This window comes from Mycolicibacterium grossiae, assembly GCF_008329645.1.
Classification (GTDB): Bacteria; Actinomycetota; Actinomycetes; order Mycobacteriales; family Mycobacteriaceae; genus Mycobacterium; species Mycobacterium grossiae.
Map to the genome: position 1 here is coordinate 4777634 of NZ_CP043474.1, position 20320 is coordinate 4797953.

The window sequence follows — 20320 nt, forward strand, 5'->3', positions numbered from 1 at the left end:
CTACGGTTGCTCCCCCGGATGGACTCGAACCATCAACCGCCCGATTAACAGTCGGGAGCTCTGCCAATTGAGCTACAGGGGACTACTCGTCGGAGCGCGGTACCCGACCGCGAACCGAGGAATGACTCTAGCGCACACCCGCCCGAACTCCGCCATCGGGCAGGTCATCACGCTCGGTGCCACTCCACCGCCCGGCACGAGGCAGGATGGAGACACCACACCGTCGAGGACACCAGGGAGGAGTCCAGTGCTCCGCATCGCCGCCGTCATGGCCGTCGGATACGTCTTGGGCGCCAAGGCCGGCAGGCGCCGCTACGAGCAGATCGCCGGGACCTACCGCGCGGTCACGGAGAGCCCGCGCACGAAGGCGCTCGTCGACGCAGGGCGCCGCAAGGTGGCCGAACGGGTCTCACCGGACCCGCAGCTGGTGAATCTGACGCCGATCGATGCGACGACGTCGGTGTTGCGGCCGGAGAGTCCGGCCGACCGCTAGGGAGCGCCGCTCAGCCGAGCGGCGTCGTCCACGTCTGACCGGGCAGCAAGGGGCCGGTCGTGACGCCGATGCCGCCGCCGGGCAGGCTGCCGGAGTTCGGGCCGTAGACGCCGAAGTCGGGAGTGCCGACGTTGATGCCGTTGCCGTTGGAGTAGCCGGCGCAGACGTTGTCCTCGAGGTTGCCGATGTGCGAGAGGCACTTCGGCCCCGCGACGGCGGAGTCGACACTGGTCAGCGAGACGGCGAGCGGAGCGGCCACGGCGGCGACGGCGAGCGCGCCGGCGGCGACGAGACGGGATGCCCGAATGGTCATGAGATGCCTTTCCAGGGTCGACTGCGCGTTCACCATATCGTGATCACGGCGTTCACGCAGTAAGGTCGTCGCCGCTGGCCTGCTCGATCAGGCTCTTGCGGTACGTCTCGAGCGCGATGAGGTCGCCGTACAGGGCGTGGTACTCGTCGCTCTGGTCGACCGAGGACATGCGGTGCAGCTTCGACTTCATCTCCGCGATCTGCCTGCCGACCCACACCTCCTGCTGGCGGGCGAGCACCGCCGCGATGTAGCGGGGCAGCCGCTCGTCGTCGACGACGTTGATCGCCTCGACGCTCAGCTCGTTGACCAGACCGGCCAGTTCGGGCGACGCGACGCGGTCGCGGACCGCCTCGATCCACTCGGCGCCCGACAATCCGGCCGCCGTCCCGCCGGCCGCTTCGATCGCCGCCCGCACGCCGCGGTAGGCGGGGTGGGCGAAGCTGTCGGCCGCCAGCGCGTCGAACACCGGCCCCGACAGCACCGGGTACTGCAGTGCCCCCTTGAGCGCCTCGCGCTGCGTCCACAGCGTCGGGTCGCGCGGGTCCGGCCGCGTCACGGGCGCGGCCGCGGCGCGCGACCGCCCGGTCGCCTCGGCGGGCTGACCGCGACGGCCCGCCGGGCGCCCACCGGAGCGGCCCGCCTCCTCGCGGACCCGCCCGACCACCTGACCCACGTCCTCCCAGCCGACCCAGCCGGCGAGCTGGCGGGCGTACTCCTCGCGCAGCGAGGGGTCCTTGATCTGTGCGACCATCGGCACGCAGCGGCGCAGCGCGGCGACCCGCCCCTCGGCGCTGTCCAGGTCGTACTCGGCCAGAGCGGTGCGAATCGTGAACTCGAACAACGGCGTTCGCCGCGCCACCAGGTCGCGCAGCGCCACGTCGCCGGACGCCAGCCGCAGGTCGCACGGGTCCATGCCGTCGGCGGCGACGGCGACGAAGGACTGGCCGGCGAGATTCTGCTCCCCCGCAAACGCCTTGACCGCCGCCGCCCGGCCCGCGGCGTCGCCGTCGAAGACGTAGATGAGTTCACCGCGGAAGAAGTTGTCGTCCATCATGAGCCGCCGCAGCATCGACAGGTGCTCCTCGCCGAACGCGGTGCCACACGACGCGACCGCCGTGGTCACCCCGGCGAGGTGCATCGCCATGACGTCGGTGTAGCCCTCCACCACCACCGCCTGGTGCCCGCGGGCGATGTCGCGCTTGGCCAGGTCCAGCCCGAACAGCACGTGCGACTTCTTGTACAGCACGGTCTCGGGCGTGTTGACGTACTTGGCCTCCATGTGGTCGTCGTCGAAGAGGCGCCGGGCGCCGAAGCCGATGACCTCGCCGGTCGACGCCCGGATCGGCCACAGCAGCCGCCGGTGGAACCGGTCCATGGGGCCACGCTTGCCCTCCCGCGACAGCCCGGCCGCCTCCAGCTCCTTGAATTCGAAGCCCTTGCGCAGCAGATGCTTCGTCAGCTGGTCCCAGCCGGACGGGGCGAACCCGCAGCCGAACCGCGCGGCCGCGTCGGCGTCGAAGTTGCGCTCCAGCAGGTACTGCCGGGCCGGGGCGGCCTCCGCGGAGCGCAGCGCCTCGGCGTAGAACTCCTGGGCGGCGGCGTTGGCGGCCAGCAGCCGCGAGCGGCTGCCGCGGTCGCGCTGCACGTTGGTGGTCGACCCGCCGGTGTAGGTGACGGTGTAGCCGATCCGGTCGGCCAGCAGCTCCACCGACTCGACGAACGTGACGTGTTCGATCTTCTGCACGAAGGCGTAGACGTCGCCGCCCTCGCCGCAGCCGAAGCAGTGGAAGTGCCCGTGGTTGGGCCGGACGTGGAACGACGGGGACTTTTCGTCGTGGAACGGGCACAGGCCCTTGAGCGAGTCGACACCGGCGCGGCGCAGCTGCACGTAGTCGCCGACGACGTCCTCGATGCGGATGCGTTCGCGGATCGCCGCGATGTCGCGGTCGGGGATGCGCCCCCGGCTGCGCGTCTCGCCCCTGCCCGCCGTCACCGGGTCAGTCTAGAGGCCGCGGCGAGCGCGCCTCGTGCACGCGTTCGAGCCGCCCCTCGGTGTAGGACGCGATCTGGTCGATGACGACCCGCAGCCGGGCGCCGTCGTCGGCGGCCGCGTCGAACTCGGGCGCGAACTGCGGATCCAGGCTGCCCGGCGCCTGCCCCCACAGCGACAGCGCCACCTCCTCGATGCGGGTGCGCTGGTCGGCCTGCAGCCGCAGGTGGCCGTGGTCGCTCATGATGAACTGCAGCGCCAGCATCTTGAGCACCGCGACCTCGGCGCGGACCAGGTCGGGCACCGCAAGGTCGGTGTCGAAACGGCGCAGCGGGCCGTCGCCGGCCACCGCACGGGTCTGGCTGATCGCGGCGTTGGCGAAACGGCCCACCAGCTCGCTGGTCATCCGCTTGAGCGCGACCGACGCGGTCAGGGTGCCGTCGTATCCAGCGACGTCGGACACCACCGGCATCTCCGAGAGCCGCTGCGCCGCGGCCAGCAGGTCGTCGTCGGACAGCGACGGGAACGCCTCGGCACCGAGGCGCGCGAGGGTTGCCGCGGCGTCGGCGTCGGCCAGCACCCGCAGGTCGATGCGCCCGGAGATCACGCCGTCCTCCACGTCGTGCACGGAGTAGGCGACGTCGTCGGCCCAGTCCATGACCTGCGCCTCCAGGCACGCCCGTTCGGCGGGCGCGCCGTCGCGCACCCAGTCCGCGGCGGTGCCGTCGTCGCCGGCGAACCCGACGTAGAAGCCGAACTTGCGCCGTTCCCCGTACCGCGGCCACGGGTACTTCGTCACCGCGTCGAGCGCGGCCCGCGTCAGGTTCAGGCCCGCCGAGCGCCCGTCGGGGTCAAGCACTTTGGGTTCGAGTCGGGTGAGGATCCGAAAGTTCTGCGCATTGCCCTCGAAGCCGCCGAAGGACTTGGCGATCTCGTTGAGCGCGCGCTCGCCGTTGTGCCCGTAGGGCGGGTGGCCGATGTCGTGCGCCAGGCCGGCGAGGTCGACGAGGTCGGGGTCGCAGCCGAGGCCGACGGCCATTCCCCGTCCGATCTGCGCGACCTCCAGCGAGTGCGTCAGCCGGGTGCGGGGCGTCTCGCTCTGGCGCGGGCCGACCACCTGCGTCTTGTCGGCCAGCCGGCGCAGCGCCGCGCAGTGCAGGACGCGGGCGCGGTCACGGGCGAAGTCGGTGCGGCGCTCGGCGTCGCTGCCCGGCAGGGCGGCACCCTTGGGCGCCTCGACCACCATGCGCTGCCGGTCGAAGTCGTCGTATGCGTGTCGCGTCGTGGTGGTCACCGCCGAACAGTCTGCCAGGAGCGATCATGGCCGGGCGTCGGCCGGTGGCCATTAGATTGGCGGCCATGCGCACCCACTGTCGGGCCGTCCGCCTCCTCGCCCTGCTGCTCGCGGTGACCGCGGGACTGCTGCTGCCGCCGGCGTCGGCGTGGGCCGATCCCCCGCAGCGGCTCGCCGACTACGTCACCGACGACGCCGGCGTCCTCACCCCGGACCAGCTGTCCCGCGTCGAGGGTGCGGTCGAAGGCCTCTACACCCAGCGCCGGGTGCGGCTCTGGGTGATCTACGTCGACTCGTTCTCTGGGCAGACGGCCGAGGCGTGGGCGCGGAACACGATGCGCGCCAACGACTTCGGCGACCAGGATGCTCTGCTGGCCGTCGCCACCGGTGACCGGGCGTATGCGCTGCTGGTCGCCAACGCCTCGCTCGGCGGGGTCGACGTGGACACGTTGCGCCGCAACGACGTCGAGCCGGCCCTGCGCCGCGGTGACTGGGCCGGCGCCGCGGTGGCCGCCGCCGAGGGCCTCGAGCAGCCCACGGGCGGCGGCAGTTCGGGGTGGGCGCTTCCTCTGGTGCTGCTGGGCGTCATCGCGCTCGCGCTGATCGGGCTGCTCCTCTGGCGGCGCCAGCAGCGCCGCAGGCGCCGCGAGGCCGAGTTCGCCGCGGCCCAGCGGGTCGACGCGTCCGACCCGGCCGCCCTGGCGGCGGTGCCGCTCGACGCGCTCGACGAGTTGTCCCGCGCCAAGGTCGTCGAGGTCGACAACGCCGTGCGGACCAGCGAGAACGAACTCGCCCTGGCGATCGAGGAGTTCGGAGAACACGACACCGCGCCGTTCACCGCGGCGGTCAACGGCGCGAAGACCACCCTGACGCAGGCGTTCAACGTCCGGCAGATCCTCGACGACGCGGTTCCAGAGACCCCGCAGCAGCGCCGCGACCTGCTGACCCGCGTCGTCGTCGCGGCGGCCCGGGCCGACGACGAACTCGACGCCCAGCGCGACGCCTTCGCGGCGCTGCGCGACCTGGTGATCACCGCGCCGACCAAGCTGGACGCACTCACCCAGCAGCTGGTGGACCTCACCGCCCGCACCGAGCCCGCGGAGCGCACGCTGGCCGAGCTGCGCACCCGCTTCGCCGAGTCGGCGCTGGCCTCGGTGCTCGGCAACGTCGACACCGCCCGGCAGCGACTGTCGTTCGCCGACACCACCATCGACACCGCGCGGTCCCTCGTGGCGCGGCCGGCGGGCAGTCAGAGCGGACTCGTCGACGCGGTGCGCGCCGCCGAGGCCGCCCTCGGCCAGGCCCGCACCCTGCTCGACGCCGTCGACAGCGCCGCCACCGACATCACCCGCGCCGTCAACGGCCTGCCCGCGGCAATCGCCGACCTCCGCCGCGGCATCGAACACGCCGGCGAGCTGCTGGGCCAGGGCGCGGTGCCCCGCGGGGCGGAGCTGACCGCCGCGCGCGCTGCGGCCGAGGCGGCGCTGGCCGACGCCGAGCGCGACGGCGCGGCTGACCCGCTCGGCGCCTTCACGTCGCTCACCCGGGCCGACGCCGATCTGGATCAGCTGATCGACACCGTCGCAGGCGAACGAGAGGCCGCCGAGCGGCTCAGCCGCGCGTTCGACCAGGCGCTGTTCACCGCCCAGTCCCGGGTGCGGGCGGTCTCGGACTTCATCGACACCCGCCGCGGCAGTGTCGGACCGGAGGCCCGGACCCGGCTCGCCGAGGCGGTGCGGCAGCTCGACGCCGCGCAGGCCAAGCGCGCCACCAATCTGCCGGAGGCCATCGCGCACGCCAACGGCGCGGCGATGCTGGCCGGACAGGCCCAAACCCACGCCAACGCCGACGTGGCCAATGCCCAGCAGGCCTACACCAACCGCTACGGCGGCGGTGGTGGCGGCAGCAGCGCGGGCGCCGTCCTCGGCGGCATCATCATCGGCAACATCCTGTCCGGGGCGCTGCGCGGCGGCGGTGGCTTCGGGGGCGGCGGCTTCGGGGGCGGCGGCTTCGGGGGCGGCGGTTTCGGCGGCGGGAGCCCGGGGTCCTTCGGCGGGTCCGGCGGCGGCTTCAGCGGTGGCGGCGGGCGGTTCTAGACCGCACCCGCCGTCAGGCGCCCTTGAGCCGCACGGCCAGGTAGTCGCTGACGGCGTCGATGGCCACGCGCTCCTGGGTCATCGCGTCGCGTTCGCGGACCGTCACGGCGTGATCGTCGAGCGAGTCGAAGTCCAGCGTCACGCAGAACGGCGTGCCGATCTCGTCCTGGCGGCGGTAACGCCGGCCGATGGCACCGGCGTCGTCGAAGTCGACGTTCCAGTTGCGGCGTAGCTCGGTGGCGAGGTCGCGGGCCTTGGGCGACAGGTCGGCGTGGCGCGACAGCGGCAGTACCGCGGCCTTGACCGGCGCCAGCCGCGGATCGAGCTTGAGCACCGTGCGCTTGTCGACGCCGCCCTTGGCGTTGGGCGCCTCGTCCTCGGTGTAGGCGTCCACGAGGAAGGCCATCAGCGAGCGGGTGAGCCCGGCGGCCGGTTCGATGACGTACGGCGTGTACCGCGTCTCGGTCGACTGGTCGTAGTAGGAGAGGTCGACGCCGGAGTGCTTGGCGTGGGTGGAGAGGTCGTAGTCGGTGCGGTTCGCGACACCCTCGAGTTCGCCCCATGCGCTGCCGGTGAAGCCGAACTTGTACTCGATGTCCACGGTGCGGTCGCTGTAGTGCGACAGCTTCTCGGCGGGGTGCTCGTAGAGCCGCAGGTTCGCCGGGTCGATGCCGAGGTCGACGTACCACTGGAAGCGGGTGTCGATCCAGTACTGGTGCCACTCGGCGGCGGTCGACGGCTCGACGAAGAACTCCATCTCCATCTGCTCGAACTCGCGGGTGCGAAAGATGAAGTTGCCCGGCGTGATCTCGTTGCGGAAGCTCTTGCCGATCTGGCCGATGCCGAAGGGCGGCTTGCGGCGCGACGTCGTCACCACGTTGGCGAAGTTGACGAAGATGCCCTGGGCGGTCTCGGGCCGCAGGTAGTGCAGTCCCTCCTCGGTCTCGATCGGGCCGAGGTAGGTCTTGAGCATCATGTTGAAGTCGCGCGGCTCGGTCCACTGGCCCTTGGTGCCGCACTCCGGGCAGACGATCTCCGACATCGGGACCGCATCCGGATCGTCGAGCTTCTTCTTCTCGGCGTACGCCTCCTGCATGTGGTCCTGACGCTGACGCTTGTGGCAGTTCAGGCACTCCACCAGCGGGTCGTTGAAGACCGCGACGTGGCCCGAGGCCACCCACACCTCGCGCGGCAGGATGATCGCGCTGTCCAGGCCGACGACGTCGTCGCGGCCGGTCACCATCGAGCGCCACCACTGCCGCTTGATGTTCTCCTTCAGCTCGACGCCGAGCGGACCGTAGTCCCACGCCGACTTGGTCCCGCCGTAGATCTCCCCGGACTGGTAGACCAGGCCACGGCGTTTCGCCAGGTTCGCGACGGTGTCGATGATGGAAGCCACGGGGTGACAGCCTAGTCGGCGGCCACAGGCGTCCCTCACGCCCGGCGGCGTTGACATGCACGACCGTGCATGTATCCTCGACGGATAATGAAAACGATTTCCAGTTCGACGGACAGCGGCACCGGTGCGCACGACCACCACGGCCATGACGGCCCGCCACCGGTCGACCTGCCGCCGCGGGAGGTCCTCGACGCCGCAGGCGAACTGCTGCGCGCCCTCGCCGCGCCGATCCGCATCGCGATCGTGCTGCAGCTGCGCGAGTCCTCGCGCTGCGTGCACGAACTGGTCGACGCCCTGGAGGTGCCGCAGCCGCTGGTGAGCCAGCACCTGCGCATCCTCAAGTCGGCGGGCGTCGTGGCCGGCGAACGGTCCGGGCGCGAGGTGCACTACCGGCTGGTGGACCACCACCTGTGCGACATCGTGCTCGCCGCGGTCGACCACGCCGCCGAGGAGCGGTCGTGACCGGCGTGGCGGTGCGCGCCACCAAGCAGCGGGCCGCGATCGCCGCGCTGTTGGAGAGCGTCGACGAATTCCGTTCTGCGCAGGAACTGCACGACGAACTGCGCCGCCGCGGCGAGGGCATCGGGCTGACCACCGTCTACCGGACGCTGCAGACGATGGCCGCCTCGGGCCAGGTCGACACGCTGCGGACGGACACCGGCGAGTCGGTGTACCGGCGCTGCTCGGCGCACCACCACCATCACCTGGTCTGCCGCGACTGCGGCACCACCGTGGAGGTCCGTGGCGGCGCCGCCGAGAAGTGGGCGGCCAGCGTCGCCCGCGAGCACGGCTTCACCGACGTCACGCACACCATGGAGATCTTCGGCCGCTGCGCGTCGTGCGGACCCGAGGTCAGCTGAGCAACGCAAGCACCGCGTCGCGCGTCAGCGGTGCCAGCTCGACGGCGTCGGGGCGGTGCGGATCCAGCCACGTCAGCTCCGCGATCTCGGCGGCCGCCCGCGGCGGTCCGTCGAGCGTCACGGCGAACAGTTCGGCCGCCACGGTGTGACCCGGCTCGTTGGCCGCCGCGGCGGTGTGCCTGCCCAGCGGACGGACCGTCGCGATGCCCACGCCGAGTTCCTCGCGGACCTCGCGGCGGAGCGCGGCCACCGCGTCCTCCCCTGTCTCGAACTTGCCGCCGGGCTGCATGAACGCCGACGTGCCGCGCTTGCGGACCACCAGCAGTCGACCGTGCTCGTCGACGACCACGGCCGCGACCACGTGGATCACCGTCACCGGGCGAGGCTGCGGCGGACGTCCACCCCGCCGGAGAGCACCAGCAGCAGCAGCGTCGCGAGGGCATCGTCGGAGAGCCCCGCCGCGGGAAAGTTGTAGCGCAGCAGCACGTCCGCCACCTTCTTCGCGCTCGACCGGCGGGTGGTCGAGGTCTTCGCGGCGCCGTTGGCCGGTGTCTCGACGAGCTTCTCCACCAGCACCACCGCGCCCAGCATCGTGCGGCCCGCGTGCTCGGCGACCCGCTCGCGCGTCGCGTTGGTCAACGGCAGATCCCACGCCAGCGGTTGGGTGAGCGACACCATCTCCAGCCCGTCGGCGATCGTGACGACGCGCAGCGACGCCACGGTGCCCTCGTGCCCGACGGTCACCGACTCGGCGTCGGACTCGAGGACGGTGATCATGTCCCCGAGCCCGGTCGAGAGCCGGGCCAGCAGCGGCGAGCCGGCATCACCGGAGGCGGACACGGTCAGGCCCGCCCGAAGCGGCGGTTGCGGTGCACGTACTCCTCGCACGCCGCCCACAGGTCGCGGCGGTCGTAGTCCGGCCACAGCTTCTCCTGGAACACGTACTCCGCGTAGGCGGCCTGCCACAGCATGAAGTTGCTGGCCCGCTGCTCTCCCGAGGTGCGGATGAACAGGTCGACGTCGGGGATGTCGGCGCGGTGCAGGTGCTTGGCGAACGACGCCTCGCTGATGCGGCCCGGGTTGATCCGGCCCTCCGCCGCCTCCTGCGCCAATTGGCGTGTCGCCTCGATGATCTCGGTGCGACCACCGTAGTTCACGCAGTAGTTGATGGTGATGACGTCGTTGCCGACCGTCATCTCCTCGGCGATGTCGAACTCCTTGATGACGCTGCGCCACATCCGCGGCCGCGACCCCACCCAGCGCATCCGCACGCCCATCGCGTTGAGGTTCTCCCGGCGGCGGCGCACCACCTCGCGGTTGAAGCCCATCAGGAAGCGCACCTCCTCGGTGCTGCGCTTCCAGTTCTCGGTGGAGAACGCGTACACGGTCAGGTGCTTGACGCCGATTTCGATGGCACCGCAGGTGATGTCGATGAGGACGGCCTCGCCCATCTTGTGCCCCTCGGTGCGGCTCAGCCCGCGCTGGGTGGCCCACCGGCCGTTGCCGTCCATCACCACCGCGACGTGCTGGGGCACCTGCTCGGCCGGGATGAGCGGTGCGGACGCCTTCGACGGATGCTGCGGCGGTCGGGAGAACCGGCCGTTCGTGCGGGCGGGCAACTCCGGGAACACGACCGGCCAGGTCGACTTGTCCGGGAACGTCGGATAGTCCTCAGGCGCTGGAGGCAGTTGGGGGTAGTGCTCCTTCACCCGTTTGCTTGCCATGCGCCTCATCCTGCCCGACCGACGCGGCCGTCAGTTGCCCGACCGTCGTGGCCACCGCGGGGTCGACCCGGTAGACCCGTTCGACCAGCGGCAACGTCCGCATCTGGCGTTCCAGGTGCCACTGCAGGTGGGCGGCGACCAGACCGCTGGCCTGGCTGCGGTGCGCACCGGTCGACGCCTCGGCGGCCTCCCAGTCGCCGTCGTGCAGCGCGCTCATCAGCTCGACGACCGCCTGCGGCGGCGTCACCGATCCCGACGGGCGGCAGTGCACGCAGACGCTGCCCCCCGCGGCGACGTGGAACGCGCGGTGCGGTCCAGGAGTGGCGCACCGGGCGCACTCGACGAGCGCCGGTGCCCAGCCCGCGATCGACATGGCCCGCAGCAGGTAGGCGTCGAGCACCAGTTCGCGTGACCGGGCGCCGTCCGCGACCGCCCGCAGCGCCGCCACGGTCAGCCGGTGCAGCGCGGGCGCCGGAGCCCGCTCCTCACCGGCGATGCGCTCGGCGGTCTCCAGGATGGCGCAGCCGGAGGTGTACCGGCCGTAGTCGCTGACGATGTCGCTCGCGAACGCGTCGATCGCCTGCACCTGGGTGACGATGTCGAGGTTGCGACCGGGATGGAGCTGCACGTCGATGTGCGCGAACGGCTCCAGCCGGGAGCCGAACTTGCTGCGGGTGCGCCGGACGCCCTTGGCCACGGCGCGCACCAGCCCGTGGTCGCGGGTCAGCAGCGTGACGATGCGGTCGGCCTCGCCGAGCTTGTGCTGACGCAGCACGACGGCTCGATCCCGGTACAACCGCACTGGCCCAGTCTCCCATCCGCCACCGACGAGGTCGGCTCGACATGCCCGCGACCCCCGCCCGATATTCTCGCCAGTGACATGGCTCAAACCTCGGCACGCTCCACCTCGCACCGCTTCCCCACCCTGACGCAGCAACTCTTCGGCCTGGCCAGCGGCCAGACCACCTCCGAGACCCTCGTCCGGCGTTCGCTGGACGCCATCGAGGCGAGCCAGCCGACGCTCAACGCCTTCCGCGTCGTCCTGCGGGAACGGGCCATCGCCGACGCCCGGGCGGCCGACCGCACCCGCGCCTCGGGGCGCTACCTGCCGTTGCTGGGAATCCCGATCGCGGTCAAGGACGACGTCGACGTCGCGGGCGTGCCGACCCGCTTCGGCACCGCAGGCGACCCGCTGCCGGCCACCGCCGACAGCGAGGTGGTGCGCCGGCTGCGCGCGGCCGGCGCCGTCATCGTCGGCAAGACCAACACCTGCGAACTGGGGCAGTGGCCGTTCACCAGCGGGCCCGGCTTCGGCCACACCCGCAACCCCTGGTCGGCCGAGCACTCCCCCGGCGGGTCGTCCGGCGGCAGCGCCGCAGCGGTCGCCGCCGGGCTCGTCACCGCGGCGATCGGCTCCGATGGCGCTGGCAGCGTCCGCATCCCCGCCGCGTGGACGCACCTCGTCGGCATCAAGCCGCAGCGCGGCCGCATCTCGACGTGGCCGCTGCCCGAGGCGTTCAACGGCATCACCGTCAACGGCGTGCTCGCCCGAACCGTCACCGACGCCGCCCTGGTGCTCGACGCGGCGTCGGGCAACGTCGACGGCGACCTGCACCGGCCGCCGCCCATCCGGGCGACCGAGTACGTCGCGCACGCGCCGGGCCCGGTGACCGTCGCGCTGTCCACCGCGTTCCCCTTCACGCTGTTCCGTGCGACGTTGCACCCCGAGATCCGGGCGGCGATGCAGGTGATCGCCGGTCAGCTGGAGGAACTCGGGCACACCGTGCGCCGCGCCGATCCCGACTACGGCGTCCGGATGTCGTGGGACTTCCTGTCCCGGTCCACGTCCGGCCTGCTCGACTGGGCCGACCGGCTCGGCCCCCTGGTCGACTGGGAAAAGCGCACCACGAGCAATATGCGCACCGGCCGCCTGCTCAGCGAGCAGGTGCTGCGCAAGGCCCGCGCCCGGGAGGCCGCCACGCAGCGGCGCATCGGCTGGATCTTCAACCTCGCCGACGTGGTGCTGGCGCCCACGACGGCCCTGCCGCCGCCGCGCGTGCACGACTACGACGGTCGCGGCGGTCTGGCCACCGACCGCGCGATGATCCGCGAATGCCCCGTGACCTGGCCGTGGAACGTCCTCGGCTGGCCGTCGATCAACATCCCGGCGGGGTTCACCTCCGACGGTCTGCCGATCGGGGTGCAGCTGATGGGCCCGGCCAACAGCGAGCCGCTGCTCATCTCCCTGGCCGCCGAACTCGAGGTGGTCGGCAACTGGGCCCGCCGCCAACCCGACCCGTGGTGGACCCGCGACGAGGCGTAGCCCCTCGGACGCACCCGTCGTCCGGCGCCGCCGCGGCGTAGGGTGCCGCTGCGTGAGGATCGCTGCGGTAAACATGCCGGCGGTGAACGTGCTGGCGGTGAACGTGCTGACCGTCGGCGTGCTGCTCGTGGCCGCGCCCACGGCCGGGGCGGACAACGCGCGGCTCAACGACGGCGTCGTCGCCAACGTCTACACCGTGCAGCACCAGGCGGGCTGCGACACCGACCTGACCATCGACCCCCGGCTGCGGCTGGCCGCGCAGTGGCACGCGAACGACGTGCTGGCCAACCGGGCACTCGACGGTGACGTCGGCAGCGACGGGTCCACGGTGCGGAGCCGCGCCGAGGCGGCCGGCTTCCGCGGCGAGGTCGCCGAGACGGTGGCGATAACCCCGGCGCTGGCGATCAACGGCGTCGAGATCCTCGACCAGTGGTATCACCGGCCCGACTACTTCGCCATCATGAGCGACTGCACCCACAGCCGGATCGGCGTGTGGTCGGAGAACGCGCTCGACCGCAGCGTGGTGGTCGCGGTGTACGGCCGGCCCGCCTAGAACCCGAGGCGGCCGAGCTGCTTGGGGTCGCGCTGCCAGTTCTTGGCGATCTTCACCCGCAGGTCGAGATAGACCTTGGTGCCCAGCAGCTTCTCGATCTGGGTCCGTGCGGCGGTGCCCACCTCGCGCAGCCGTGCGCCGCCCTTGCCGATGACGATGCCCTTCTGGCTGTCCCGTTCGACGTACAGGATGGCGTGCACGTCGATCAGCGGATCGTCCTCCGGCCGGTTCGGACGCTCCTCGACCTCGTCGATGACGACGGCCAGCGAGTGCGGCAGCTCGTCGCGCACGCCCTCCAGAGCGGCCTCGCGGATCAGTTCGGCCATGAGGACTTCCTCGGGCTCGTCGGTCAGTTCCCCATCCGGGTAGAACGCGGGGCCCGGCGGCAACTGGGCGGCCAGCACGTCGACGAGGACGTCGACCTGCTCGCCGGTGGTCGCCGAGACGGGCACGATCTCCGCGGCGCCGTCGGTCAGCTCACTGACCGCCAGCAACTGGGCCGCAACCTCGTCCCTCGCGACCTTGTCGGTCTTGGTGACGACGACGACGAGCGTGGTCCTGGGGGCCACCGCGCGGATCTGCTGGTAGATCCAGCGGTCCCCGGGCCCGATCGCCTCGTCGGCGGGGATGCAGAGGACGATGACGTCGACCTCGGAGTAGGTGTCCTTCACCAGCTCGTTGAGCCGCTGCCCGAGCAGCGTCCGCGGTCGGTGCAGCCCCGGGGTGTCGACGAGCACGATCTGGAAGGCCTTGCGGTGCACGATGCCGCGGATGGTGTGCCGGGTGGTCTGCGGCCGGTTGGACGTGATCGCGACCTTCTGTCCGACCATCGCGTTGGTGAGCGTCGACTTGCCGGTGTTCGGCCGCCCGACGAGGCAGACGAAGCCGGAACGGAACTCGTCGTCGCTCATGACGGCTGCGGGGTGCCCGAGCGGTCGGTGACGATCACCGCGGCATCGGCGGACATCTCGCGCACCGCGGCGATCCCGGCGTCGTCGGTCGATCCGCCGACCAGGACGGCGGCCTCGAGCCCTGCGGCCCCGCTCGACACCGCCGCCGCGACGGCGGCCTGCAGCGCCGTGAGGCGCAGGGCGTCGAGGGTCACGGGCGCGCCGGCGTACGTGCGGCCGTCGAGGTCCCGCACGGCGGCACCACCGGCGGCGTCGGCGCGGGCCATGGCACCGCGGGCGAGCACCACCAGCTTGGCGTCCTCGGCGTCGAGTTCGGCGCTCACTGTTCGGTGTCCTCCTCGGGGGTTTCGGTGCGGCTCACCAGGACGGTGCCCACACGGACGCGACCGCGGTGGTCCTGGCCGCCCTCGGCGCGCAGCCGCAGCCCGTCCCAGGTGACCTCGGCGCCGGGCAGCGGCACCCGGCCCAGCTCGTGGGCCAGCAACCCGCCGACGGTGTCCACGTCGAGGTCCTCGTCGATGTCGAGATCGGTGAACAGCTCACCGAGGTCCTCCAGCGGCAGGCGCGCCGACACGCGGAACGCGTCGTCGCCCAGGTCCTCCCAGGGCTGCACCTCGTCGGTGTCGTACTCGTCGGCGATCTCGCCGACGATCTCCTCGAGCACGTCCTCGATGGTGACGAGCCCGGCGATGGCGCCGTACTCGTCGACGAGCAGCGCCATGTGGTTGCGGTCGCGCTGCATCTCGCGCAGCAGTTCGTCGAGCGGCTTGGAGTCGGGCACGAACACCGGCGGGCGCATCAGGTCGGCGACCTTGGTGTCCCGGCCGCCGCTGGTGAAGGTCCGCTGCACCAGGTCCTTGAGGTAGATGACGCCCACGACGTCGTCGACGTTCTCCCCGATGACCGGGATGCGGGAGTGGCCGCTGCGCACCGCGAGCGACGTCGCCTGCGCAGCCGTCTTGTCCGCCTCGATCCACACCATCTCGGTGCGCGGCACCATGATCTCGCGCGCCCCGGTGTCGCCGAGTTCGAAGACCGACTGGATCATCCGCCGCTCGTCGTCAGCGACCACGCCGCTCTGCTGCGCCAGGTCGACCACCTCGCGCAACTCGATCTCGGAGGCGAACGGCCCGTTGCGGAATCCGCGACCGGGCGTCAGCGCGTTGCCGATCAACACCAGCAGCCGGCTGATCGGGGTGAGCAGCACCGCGATCGCCTGCAGCGGGAAGACGGCCACCAGCGCGATGGTGTAGGCGTTCTGCCTGCCGATGGTGCGCGGCCCGACACCGATCGCGACGAAGCTCACCACCACCATGATCGCGGCGGCCGCCACCAGACCCCAGCGGAGCCCGAGATCGTCGACGAGGTAGGCGACGAGCAGCACCGTGGCGATCGTCTCGCACGTGATGCGCAGCAGGACGACGAGATTGACGTACCGCGGCCGGTCGGCCATCAGCCGCGCGAGCCGGGCAGCCCCGGGACGCTCGTTGCGCACCATCTCCTCGACCCGGGCCAGCGAGACCGTGCCGATGGCGGCGTCGACGGCCGCGAACAGGCCGCCGATGAAGATCAGCGCGATGGCCCCGACCAGGGGCGCAATGCCACTCACGACTGATCGTAGAAGCGCGACTCGTCGAGCAGCCGGCGGTCGCGCTCGGTCTGCCGGTCACGGTGGTAGCCGTCCACCTGGTCGGCGACCCACCCCTCGAGCAGTTCGCGTTGCAACGCGAACATCTCCTTCTCCTCGTCGGGTTCGGCGTGGTCGTAGCCCAGCAGGTGCAGCACGCCGTGGACGGTCAGCAGCGCCAACTCCTGACCGAGCGAATGCCCGGCCGCCTCGGCCTGTTTCGCCGCGAAGTCCGGGCAGAGCACGATGTCGCCGAGCATCGACGGGCCGGGCTCGGGTGCGTCGGGACGGCCACCGGGCTCCAGTTCGTCCATCGGGAAGCTCATCACGTCGGTGGGACCCGGCAGGTCCATCCACCGCATGTGCAGGTCGGCCATCGCCGCGGAGTCGAGCAGCACCATGGACAGCTCGGCGGCGGGGTTGACGTCCATCCGCTCGATCACGAAGCGGGCCACGCTGATCAGCTCGGTCTCGGACACCTCGACGCCGGACTCGTTGGAGACCTCGATGCTCACCGGCGCGACCTGCCGACGTTCGCGCGTCGCTGCGCCCGGTTCACCCCGGAGCCGTCACCCTCGAATCGTGCGTAGGCGTCCACGATCTCGCCGACCAGCCGGTGCCGCACGACGTCGGCGCTGGTGAGTTCCGAGACGTGGATGTCGTCGATGCCGTCGAGGATGTCGACCGCCGCCCGCAGTCCGGACCGCGCACCACCGGGAAGGTCGATCTGGGTGGTGTCACCGGTGACGACGATCTTCGAGCCGAACCCGAGTCGGGTGAGGAACATCTTCATCTGCTCGGCGGTCGTGTTCTGCGCCTCGTCGAGGATGATGAAGGCGTCATTGAGCGTGCGACCACGCATGTATGCCAGCGGTGCGACCTCGATGACGCCGGTGCTCATCAGCTTCGGGATGAGTTCGGTGTCCATCATGTCGTGCAGGGCGTCGTACAGCGGCCGCAGGTACGGGTCGATCTTCTCGCTGAGCGTGCCGGGCAGGAACCCAAGGCGCTCACCGGCTTCCACGGCCGGACGGGTGAGGATGATGCGTGAGACCTGCTTGCTCTGCAGCGCGCTGACCGCCTTGGCCATCGCGAGGTAGGTCTTGCCGGTGCCGGCCGGGCCGATGCCGAACACGATGGTGTTCGCGTCGATCGCGTCGACGTAGCGCTTCTGGTTGAGCGTCTTGGGCCGGATCCTCTTGCCGCGCCGGGACAGGATGTCCAGGGTCAATACGTCCGCGGGCGACTCGCTGCCGGTGCCGGTCAGCATCGTCACGGTGTGCCGGACGGCGTCGGGCGTCAACGTCTGACCGCTGGCGACGACCGCCATCAGCTCGGACAGCGCACGCTCGGCCAGCGCGACGTCGGCGGGCTCACCGGACAGCGTCAGCGCATTGCCGCGGGCATGGATGTCGGCGGTGATCAGCCGTTCGAGTGCGCGCAGGTTCTCGTCGGCGGAACCGAGCAGGCCCACGACGAGTTCGGGCGGCACGTTGATGTTGCTGCGAACCGAGGTGTTGCTTCGCGCGGAGGACGAGGCAGCGTTCGTGTCTCGGGGCGTCACGTGGGGTTCAGTGCCTGCTTTCCGTGTTCGTGGACTTGGCGTGGACCGGGTGCGTCCGAGTTTACCGCCGGTCGCCGTCACGGCCCAAGGCAAAACCTCACCACCTGCTGGTCAGCGCCCCCAACGCCCCCAGCGCGACCGCCGCGGCCGACGACGTGCGCAGCACCGACGGCCCCAGCCGCACGGCCACCGCGCCGGCGCCGGTCAGCGCGGCGATCTCGTCGTCGCTGATCCCGCCCTCCGGTCCGACCAGCAGGAACACCGCCGGCGCGGCGGTCAGTCGGGCGCGTAGCGCGGGTCCGGTCAGCGGTTCGGTAGCCGACTCGTGCAGCGCGAGCACCAGGGCTCCGGCGGCGGCCTCGGCGGCCACGCGGTCGGTCACCTGGCGGCTGGTCAGCAGCGTCCCGACCTCGGGTACCCACGGGCGGCGCGACTGGCGGGCCGCCGAGCGCGCGACGGCCTGCCACCGGCGCAGGCCCTTGTCGACCTTGGCGGCACCGTCCCAGCGCGCCACGCACCGGTCGGACTGCCAGGCCAGGAAGCCGTCGGCGCCGGCCTCGGTGGCCAGCTCGACGGCGAGTTCGGCACGGTCGGACTTGGGCAGCGCCTGCACGACGGTCACGGTCGGCGTCGGCGGCGCGACGTCGCGGACCGCCAGGACGCGGGCCGACAGGCGGCCCTTGGCGACGTCGTCGACGGTGCAGTGCGCGACGCGGCCGGCACCGTCGGAGACGTCGATCTCCTCGCCGACGCGGATGCGCCGGACCGTGGCGGCGTGGAAGCCCTCGTCACCGTCGATGACGACGGCGGCACCGGTCTGCGGCGGTGCGTCGACGTAGAAGAGTGCCCGGCTCAGGTCAGCGCCCGGTGAACGTCTCGCGCAGCCTGCTGAACAGGCCGCCGCCCGACGGCGCGGCGTGCGTCGACTTCACCTCGGCGACGTCGCGGCTGCGGTTCTCCTTGAGCTTGCGCAACAGGTCGGTGTCCTGGTGGTCGAGGCGCGACGGCACCACGACCTCGACGTGGGCGTGCAGGTCGCCGCGCACGCCGGAGCGCAGGTGCGGCATGCCGTGACCGCGCAGTGTCGTGACGGTGCCAGGCTGAGTGCCCGGCGCGATCGTGATGTCGGTCGGCCCGTCGAGGATGGCGTCCACCGACACCGTGGTGCCCAGCGCCGCGTCGACCATCGGCACCGACACCGTGCAGTGCAGGTCGTCGCCGTCGCGCACGAACACGTCGTGCGGCTGTTCGTGCACCTCGACGTAGAGGTCGCCGGCCGGGCCGCCGCCGGGGCCGACCTCGCCCTGGGCGGCCAGCCGCACCCGCATGCCCTCGCCGACGCCCGCCGGGATCTTCACGCTGACCTCGCGCCGCGCGCGCACCCGCCCGTCGCCGCCGCAGCGGTGGCACGGGTCGGGGATCACCTCGCCGACGCCGGCGCACACCGGGCAGGGACGCGTGGTCATGACCTGGCCGAGCAGGGACCGCTGGACGGTCTGCACCTCGCCCTGGCCGTGGCAGGTGTCGCACGTCGCGGGCGTCGAGTCGCCGTGCGTGCCCTTGCCCTGGCAGACGTCGCAGAGCACGGCCGTGTCGACGGTGACCTGCTTGGTGACGCCGGTCGCGCACTCGGTGAGGTCCATGCGCATGCGCAGCAGCGAGTCCGAACCGGGCCGCACGCGCCCGATGGGTCCGCGGGTCCCTCCGCCGCCGCCGAAGAAGGCCTCGAACACGTCGCCGAGCCCGCCGAAGCCGCCGCCGAACCCGTTGCCGCCGCCCGGGCCGGCCTCCATCGGGTCGGCGCCCATGTCGACGATGCGCCGCTTCTCCGGATCGCTGAGCACCTCGTAGGCGAGCTTCACCTCGGTGAACTCGTCGCCCGCGTCGGGATTCACGTCCGGATGCAGCTTGCGCGCCAACTTCCGGTACGCAGCCTTGATCTCCGAGTCGCTCGCGCCCTTGCTCAACCTTAGCAGGCCGTAGTAATCGCGTGCCACGCCAAACCCTTCCACCGATCGGCCGCCGTCCGCGGCCGGTGCGCACCCCTAACGGGTGCCCAGAACTTCGCCTATGTACAGAGCAACCGCCGCAACGTTGGCGATGGTTCCCGGGTAGTCCATGCGCGTGGGCCCCACCACACCCATGCCGCCGTAGATCTTGCCGAGCGAGCCGTAGGCCGTGCTGATCACCGACGTTCCCGCCATCTGCTCGGCCTCGGTCTCGTGCCCGATCCTCACCGTGACCTTACCGGCCTCCTGCTGGGCGGCCAGCAGTCGGAGGACCACGACCTGCTCCTCGAGCGCCTCGAGCACCGACCGCAGCGAGCCGCCGAAGTCGGCGGTGTTGCGCGTCAGGTTCGCCGTCCCACCCAGCAGCAACCGCTCCTCGGTGTGTTCGACGAGCGTCTCCACCAGGACCGTGGCGGCGCGGCCCACCGCGTCCCCCAGCCCGCCGTGGCCGTCGAGGTGCGACGCCAGGTCGGCGACCGCCACCGACGCCGCCGACAGCGGCTTGCCCTCCAGCGCCTGCCCCAGCCGCTCGCGCAGCTGCGCGAGCTGGTGCTCGTCGAGGGCGTCGCCGAGTTCGACGATGCGCTGATCGACGCGCCCGGTGTCGGTGATCACCACCAACAGCAGCCGCGCGGGCGTCAGCGCCACGACTTCGAGGTGGCGGACCGTCGAGGTGGTGAGCGTCGGGTACTGCACGATCGCGACCTGCCGGGTGAGCTGCGCCAGCAGCCGCACCGCGCGGCGCAGCACGTCGTCGAGGTCGACGCCGTTCTCCAGGAACGTCAGGATCGCCCGGCGCTCGCTGGTCGACAACGGCTTGACGTCGTCGAGCCGGTCGACGAACTCGCGGTAGCCCTTCTCCGTGGGCACCCGTCCGGAACTGGTGTGCGGCTGCGCGATGTAGCCCTCGGCCTCCAGCACGGCCATGTCGTTGCGGACGGTCGCGCTGGAGACCCCGAGGTTGTGCCGCTCGACGAGCGCCTTGGAGCCGATCGGCTCCTGCGTGGTCACGAAATCGGCCACGATGGCGCGCAGCACCTCGAACCGCCGATCATCGGCACTACCCATGCGTCTCACCCACCTCGAGTCACCGTCTGACGAATTGCACACCAAGTACCCCATTTTACGGTGACCTGGACGGACAACCGGCGACGTGGGCACTAA

General features: G+C 71.6%; 22 protein-coding genes and 1 tRNA gene. 6 read left to right on the forward strand and 17 right to left on the reverse strand.

Translation table 11 applies throughout. The annotated features are described in order from the left end of the window. Positions 1–9: 9 nt before the first annotated feature. Positions 10–82: transfer RNA gene (locus tag FZ046_RS22965), tRNA-Asn, on the reverse strand. Positions 83–247: 165 nt separating this feature from the next. Here FZ046_RS22965 and FZ046_RS22970 point away from each other — a divergent pair. Then, positions 248–493, forward strand: a complete 246-nt coding sequence (locus FZ046_RS22970; RefSeq protein ID WP_070356145.1) for a hypothetical protein — start codon at positions 248–250, stop codon at positions 491–493. Between the two features lie 10 nt (positions 494–503). On the opposite strand, the gene FZ046_RS22975 is transcribed toward FZ046_RS22970, so the two are convergent. From FZ046_RS22975 to FZ046_RS22985, 3 genes are read right to left on the reverse strand one after another with little or no spacing between them, the layout of a single operon-like run. Next, positions 504–806 (reverse strand): DUF7155 family protein, encoded by a 303-nt coding sequence (locus tag FZ046_RS22975; protein ID WP_070356157.1) that lies wholly within the window; start codon positions 804–806, stop codon positions 504–506. Positions 807–858: 52 nt separating this feature from the next. After that, positions 859–2799, reverse strand: coding sequence for a DNA primase (dnaG, locus tag FZ046_RS22980; RefSeq protein ID WP_149484325.1), 1941 nt, complete (start codon positions 2797–2799; stop codon positions 859–861). A gap of 4 nt (positions 2800–2803) precedes the next feature. Further along, positions 2804–4042, reverse strand: coding sequence for a deoxyguanosinetriphosphate triphosphohydrolase (locus FZ046_RS22985; RefSeq protein ID WP_070356426.1), 1239 nt, complete (start codon positions 4040–4042; stop codon positions 2804–2806). Between the two features lie 74 nt (positions 4043–4116). Here FZ046_RS22985 and FZ046_RS22990 point away from each other — a divergent pair, with 74 nt between their 5' ends. Beyond that, on the forward strand, positions 4117–6186 hold the full coding sequence (locus FZ046_RS22990) for a TPM domain-containing protein (protein ID WP_407664429.1): 2070 nt from the start codon (positions 4117–4119) through the stop codon (positions 6184–6186). Positions 6187–6199: 13 nt separating this feature from the next. Here FZ046_RS22990 and FZ046_RS22995 read toward each other — a convergent pair whose 3' ends face one another. Beyond that, positions 6200–7585, reverse strand: a complete 1386-nt coding sequence (locus tag FZ046_RS22995; RefSeq protein ID WP_070355518.1) for a glycine--tRNA ligase — start codon at positions 7583–7585, stop codon at positions 6200–6202. An 87-nt stretch (positions 7586–7672) separates the two neighbouring features. Between FZ046_RS22995 and FZ046_RS23000 the strand changes: the two genes are divergently transcribed. Both FZ046_RS23000 and FZ046_RS23005 read left to right on the forward strand, forming a co-directional pair. After that, positions 7673–8047 (forward strand): ArsR/SmtB family transcription factor, encoded by a 375-nt coding sequence (locus FZ046_RS23000; RefSeq protein ID WP_070355517.1) that lies wholly within the window; start codon positions 7673–7675, stop codon positions 8045–8047. Continuing rightward, positions 8044–8445, forward strand: coding sequence for a Fur family transcriptional regulator (locus tag FZ046_RS23005; RefSeq protein ID WP_070355516.1), 402 nt, complete (start codon positions 8044–8046; stop codon positions 8443–8445). The genes FZ046_RS23000 and FZ046_RS23005 overlap by 4 nt, the downstream gene beginning before the upstream one ends. Here the strand turns inward: FZ046_RS23005 and FZ046_RS23010 are convergent. From FZ046_RS23010 to recO, 4 genes are all read right to left on the reverse strand, one after another. Beyond that, complete coding sequence (locus FZ046_RS23010) at positions 8438–8821, reverse strand: NUDIX hydrolase (protein ID WP_070355515.1); 384 nt, start codon at positions 8819–8821, stop codon at positions 8438–8440. The genes FZ046_RS23005 and FZ046_RS23010 overlap by 8 nt on opposite strands. Next, positions 8818–9222, reverse strand: a complete 405-nt coding sequence (locus tag FZ046_RS23015) for a hypothetical protein (RefSeq protein WP_070355521.1) — start codon at positions 9220–9222, stop codon at positions 8818–8820. Before FZ046_RS23015 ends, FZ046_RS23010 begins: the two co-directional genes overlap by 4 nt. A 65-nt stretch (positions 9223–9287) precedes the next feature. Further along, positions 9288–10169: a decaprenyl diphosphate synthase gene (locus FZ046_RS23020; protein WP_070355514.1), complete on the reverse strand. Its 882-nt coding sequence runs from the start codon at positions 10167–10169 to the stop codon at positions 9288–9290. Beyond that, positions 10117–10971: a DNA repair protein RecO gene (recO, locus tag FZ046_RS23025; protein ID WP_070355513.1), complete on the reverse strand. Its 855-nt coding sequence runs from the start codon at positions 10969–10971 to the stop codon at positions 10117–10119. Before recO ends, FZ046_RS23020 begins: the two co-directional genes overlap by 53 nt. Before the next feature lie 78 nt (positions 10972–11049). On the opposite strand from recO, the gene FZ046_RS23030 reads away from it, so the two are divergent. Both FZ046_RS23030 and FZ046_RS23035 read left to right on the forward strand, forming a co-directional pair. Continuing rightward, complete coding sequence (locus FZ046_RS23030; RefSeq protein ID WP_070355512.1) at positions 11050–12492, forward strand: amidase; 1443 nt, start codon at positions 11050–11052, stop codon at positions 12490–12492. A 73-nt stretch (positions 12493–12565) separates the two neighbouring features. Beyond that, on the forward strand, positions 12566–13045 hold the full coding sequence (locus FZ046_RS23035) for a CAP domain-containing protein (protein WP_246182844.1): 480 nt from the start codon (positions 12566–12568) through the stop codon (positions 13043–13045). On the opposite strand, the gene era is transcribed toward FZ046_RS23035, so the two are convergent. The 8 genes from era to hrcA form a co-directional block, all read right to left on the reverse strand. Next, positions 13042–13956, reverse strand: coding sequence for a GTPase Era (era, locus tag FZ046_RS23040; protein WP_070355511.1), 915 nt, complete (start codon positions 13954–13956; stop codon positions 13042–13044). The two genes, FZ046_RS23035 and era, sit on opposite strands and share 4 nt — an antisense overlap. Further along, on the reverse strand, positions 13953–14222 hold the full coding sequence (locus tag FZ046_RS23045; RefSeq protein ID WP_070355519.1) for a cytidine deaminase-like protein: 270 nt from the start codon (positions 14220–14222) through the stop codon (positions 13953–13955). Before FZ046_RS23045 ends, era begins: the two co-directional genes overlap by 4 nt. Positions 14223–14275: 53 nt before the next feature. Then, positions 14276–15565 (reverse strand): hemolysin family protein, encoded by a 1290-nt coding sequence (locus FZ046_RS23050; RefSeq protein ID WP_070355510.1) that lies wholly within the window; start codon positions 15563–15565, stop codon positions 14276–14278. Then, positions 15562–16098 (reverse strand): rRNA maturation RNase YbeY, encoded by a 537-nt coding sequence (gene ybeY / locus FZ046_RS23055; RefSeq protein ID WP_070355509.1) that lies wholly within the window; start codon positions 16096–16098, stop codon positions 15562–15564. The genes FZ046_RS23050 and ybeY overlap by 4 nt, the downstream gene beginning before the upstream one ends. Beyond that, the gene (locus FZ046_RS23060) at positions 16095–17147 is read right to left on the reverse strand and encodes a PhoH family protein (protein ID WP_070355508.1); all 1053 of its coding nucleotides are present in this window, start codon (positions 17145–17147) and stop codon (positions 16095–16097) included. Before FZ046_RS23060 ends, ybeY begins: the two co-directional genes overlap by 4 nt. A 97-nt stretch (positions 17148–17244) precedes the next feature. Next, positions 17245–18003, reverse strand: coding sequence for a 16S rRNA (uracil(1498)-N(3))-methyltransferase (locus FZ046_RS23065; RefSeq protein ID WP_070355507.1), 759 nt, complete (start codon positions 18001–18003; stop codon positions 17245–17247). Position 18004: 1 nt separating this feature from the next. After that, entirely contained in the window at positions 18005–19144 is a 1140-nt protein-coding gene (gene dnaJ / locus FZ046_RS23070) for a molecular chaperone DnaJ (protein WP_070355506.1), read from the reverse strand. Positions 19145–19192: 48 nt separating this feature from the next. Further along, on the reverse strand, positions 19193–20224 hold the full coding sequence (gene hrcA, locus FZ046_RS23075; protein WP_070355505.1) for a heat-inducible transcriptional repressor HrcA: 1032 nt from the start codon (positions 20222–20224) through the stop codon (positions 19193–19195). Positions 20225–20320: the final 96 nt, after the last annotated feature.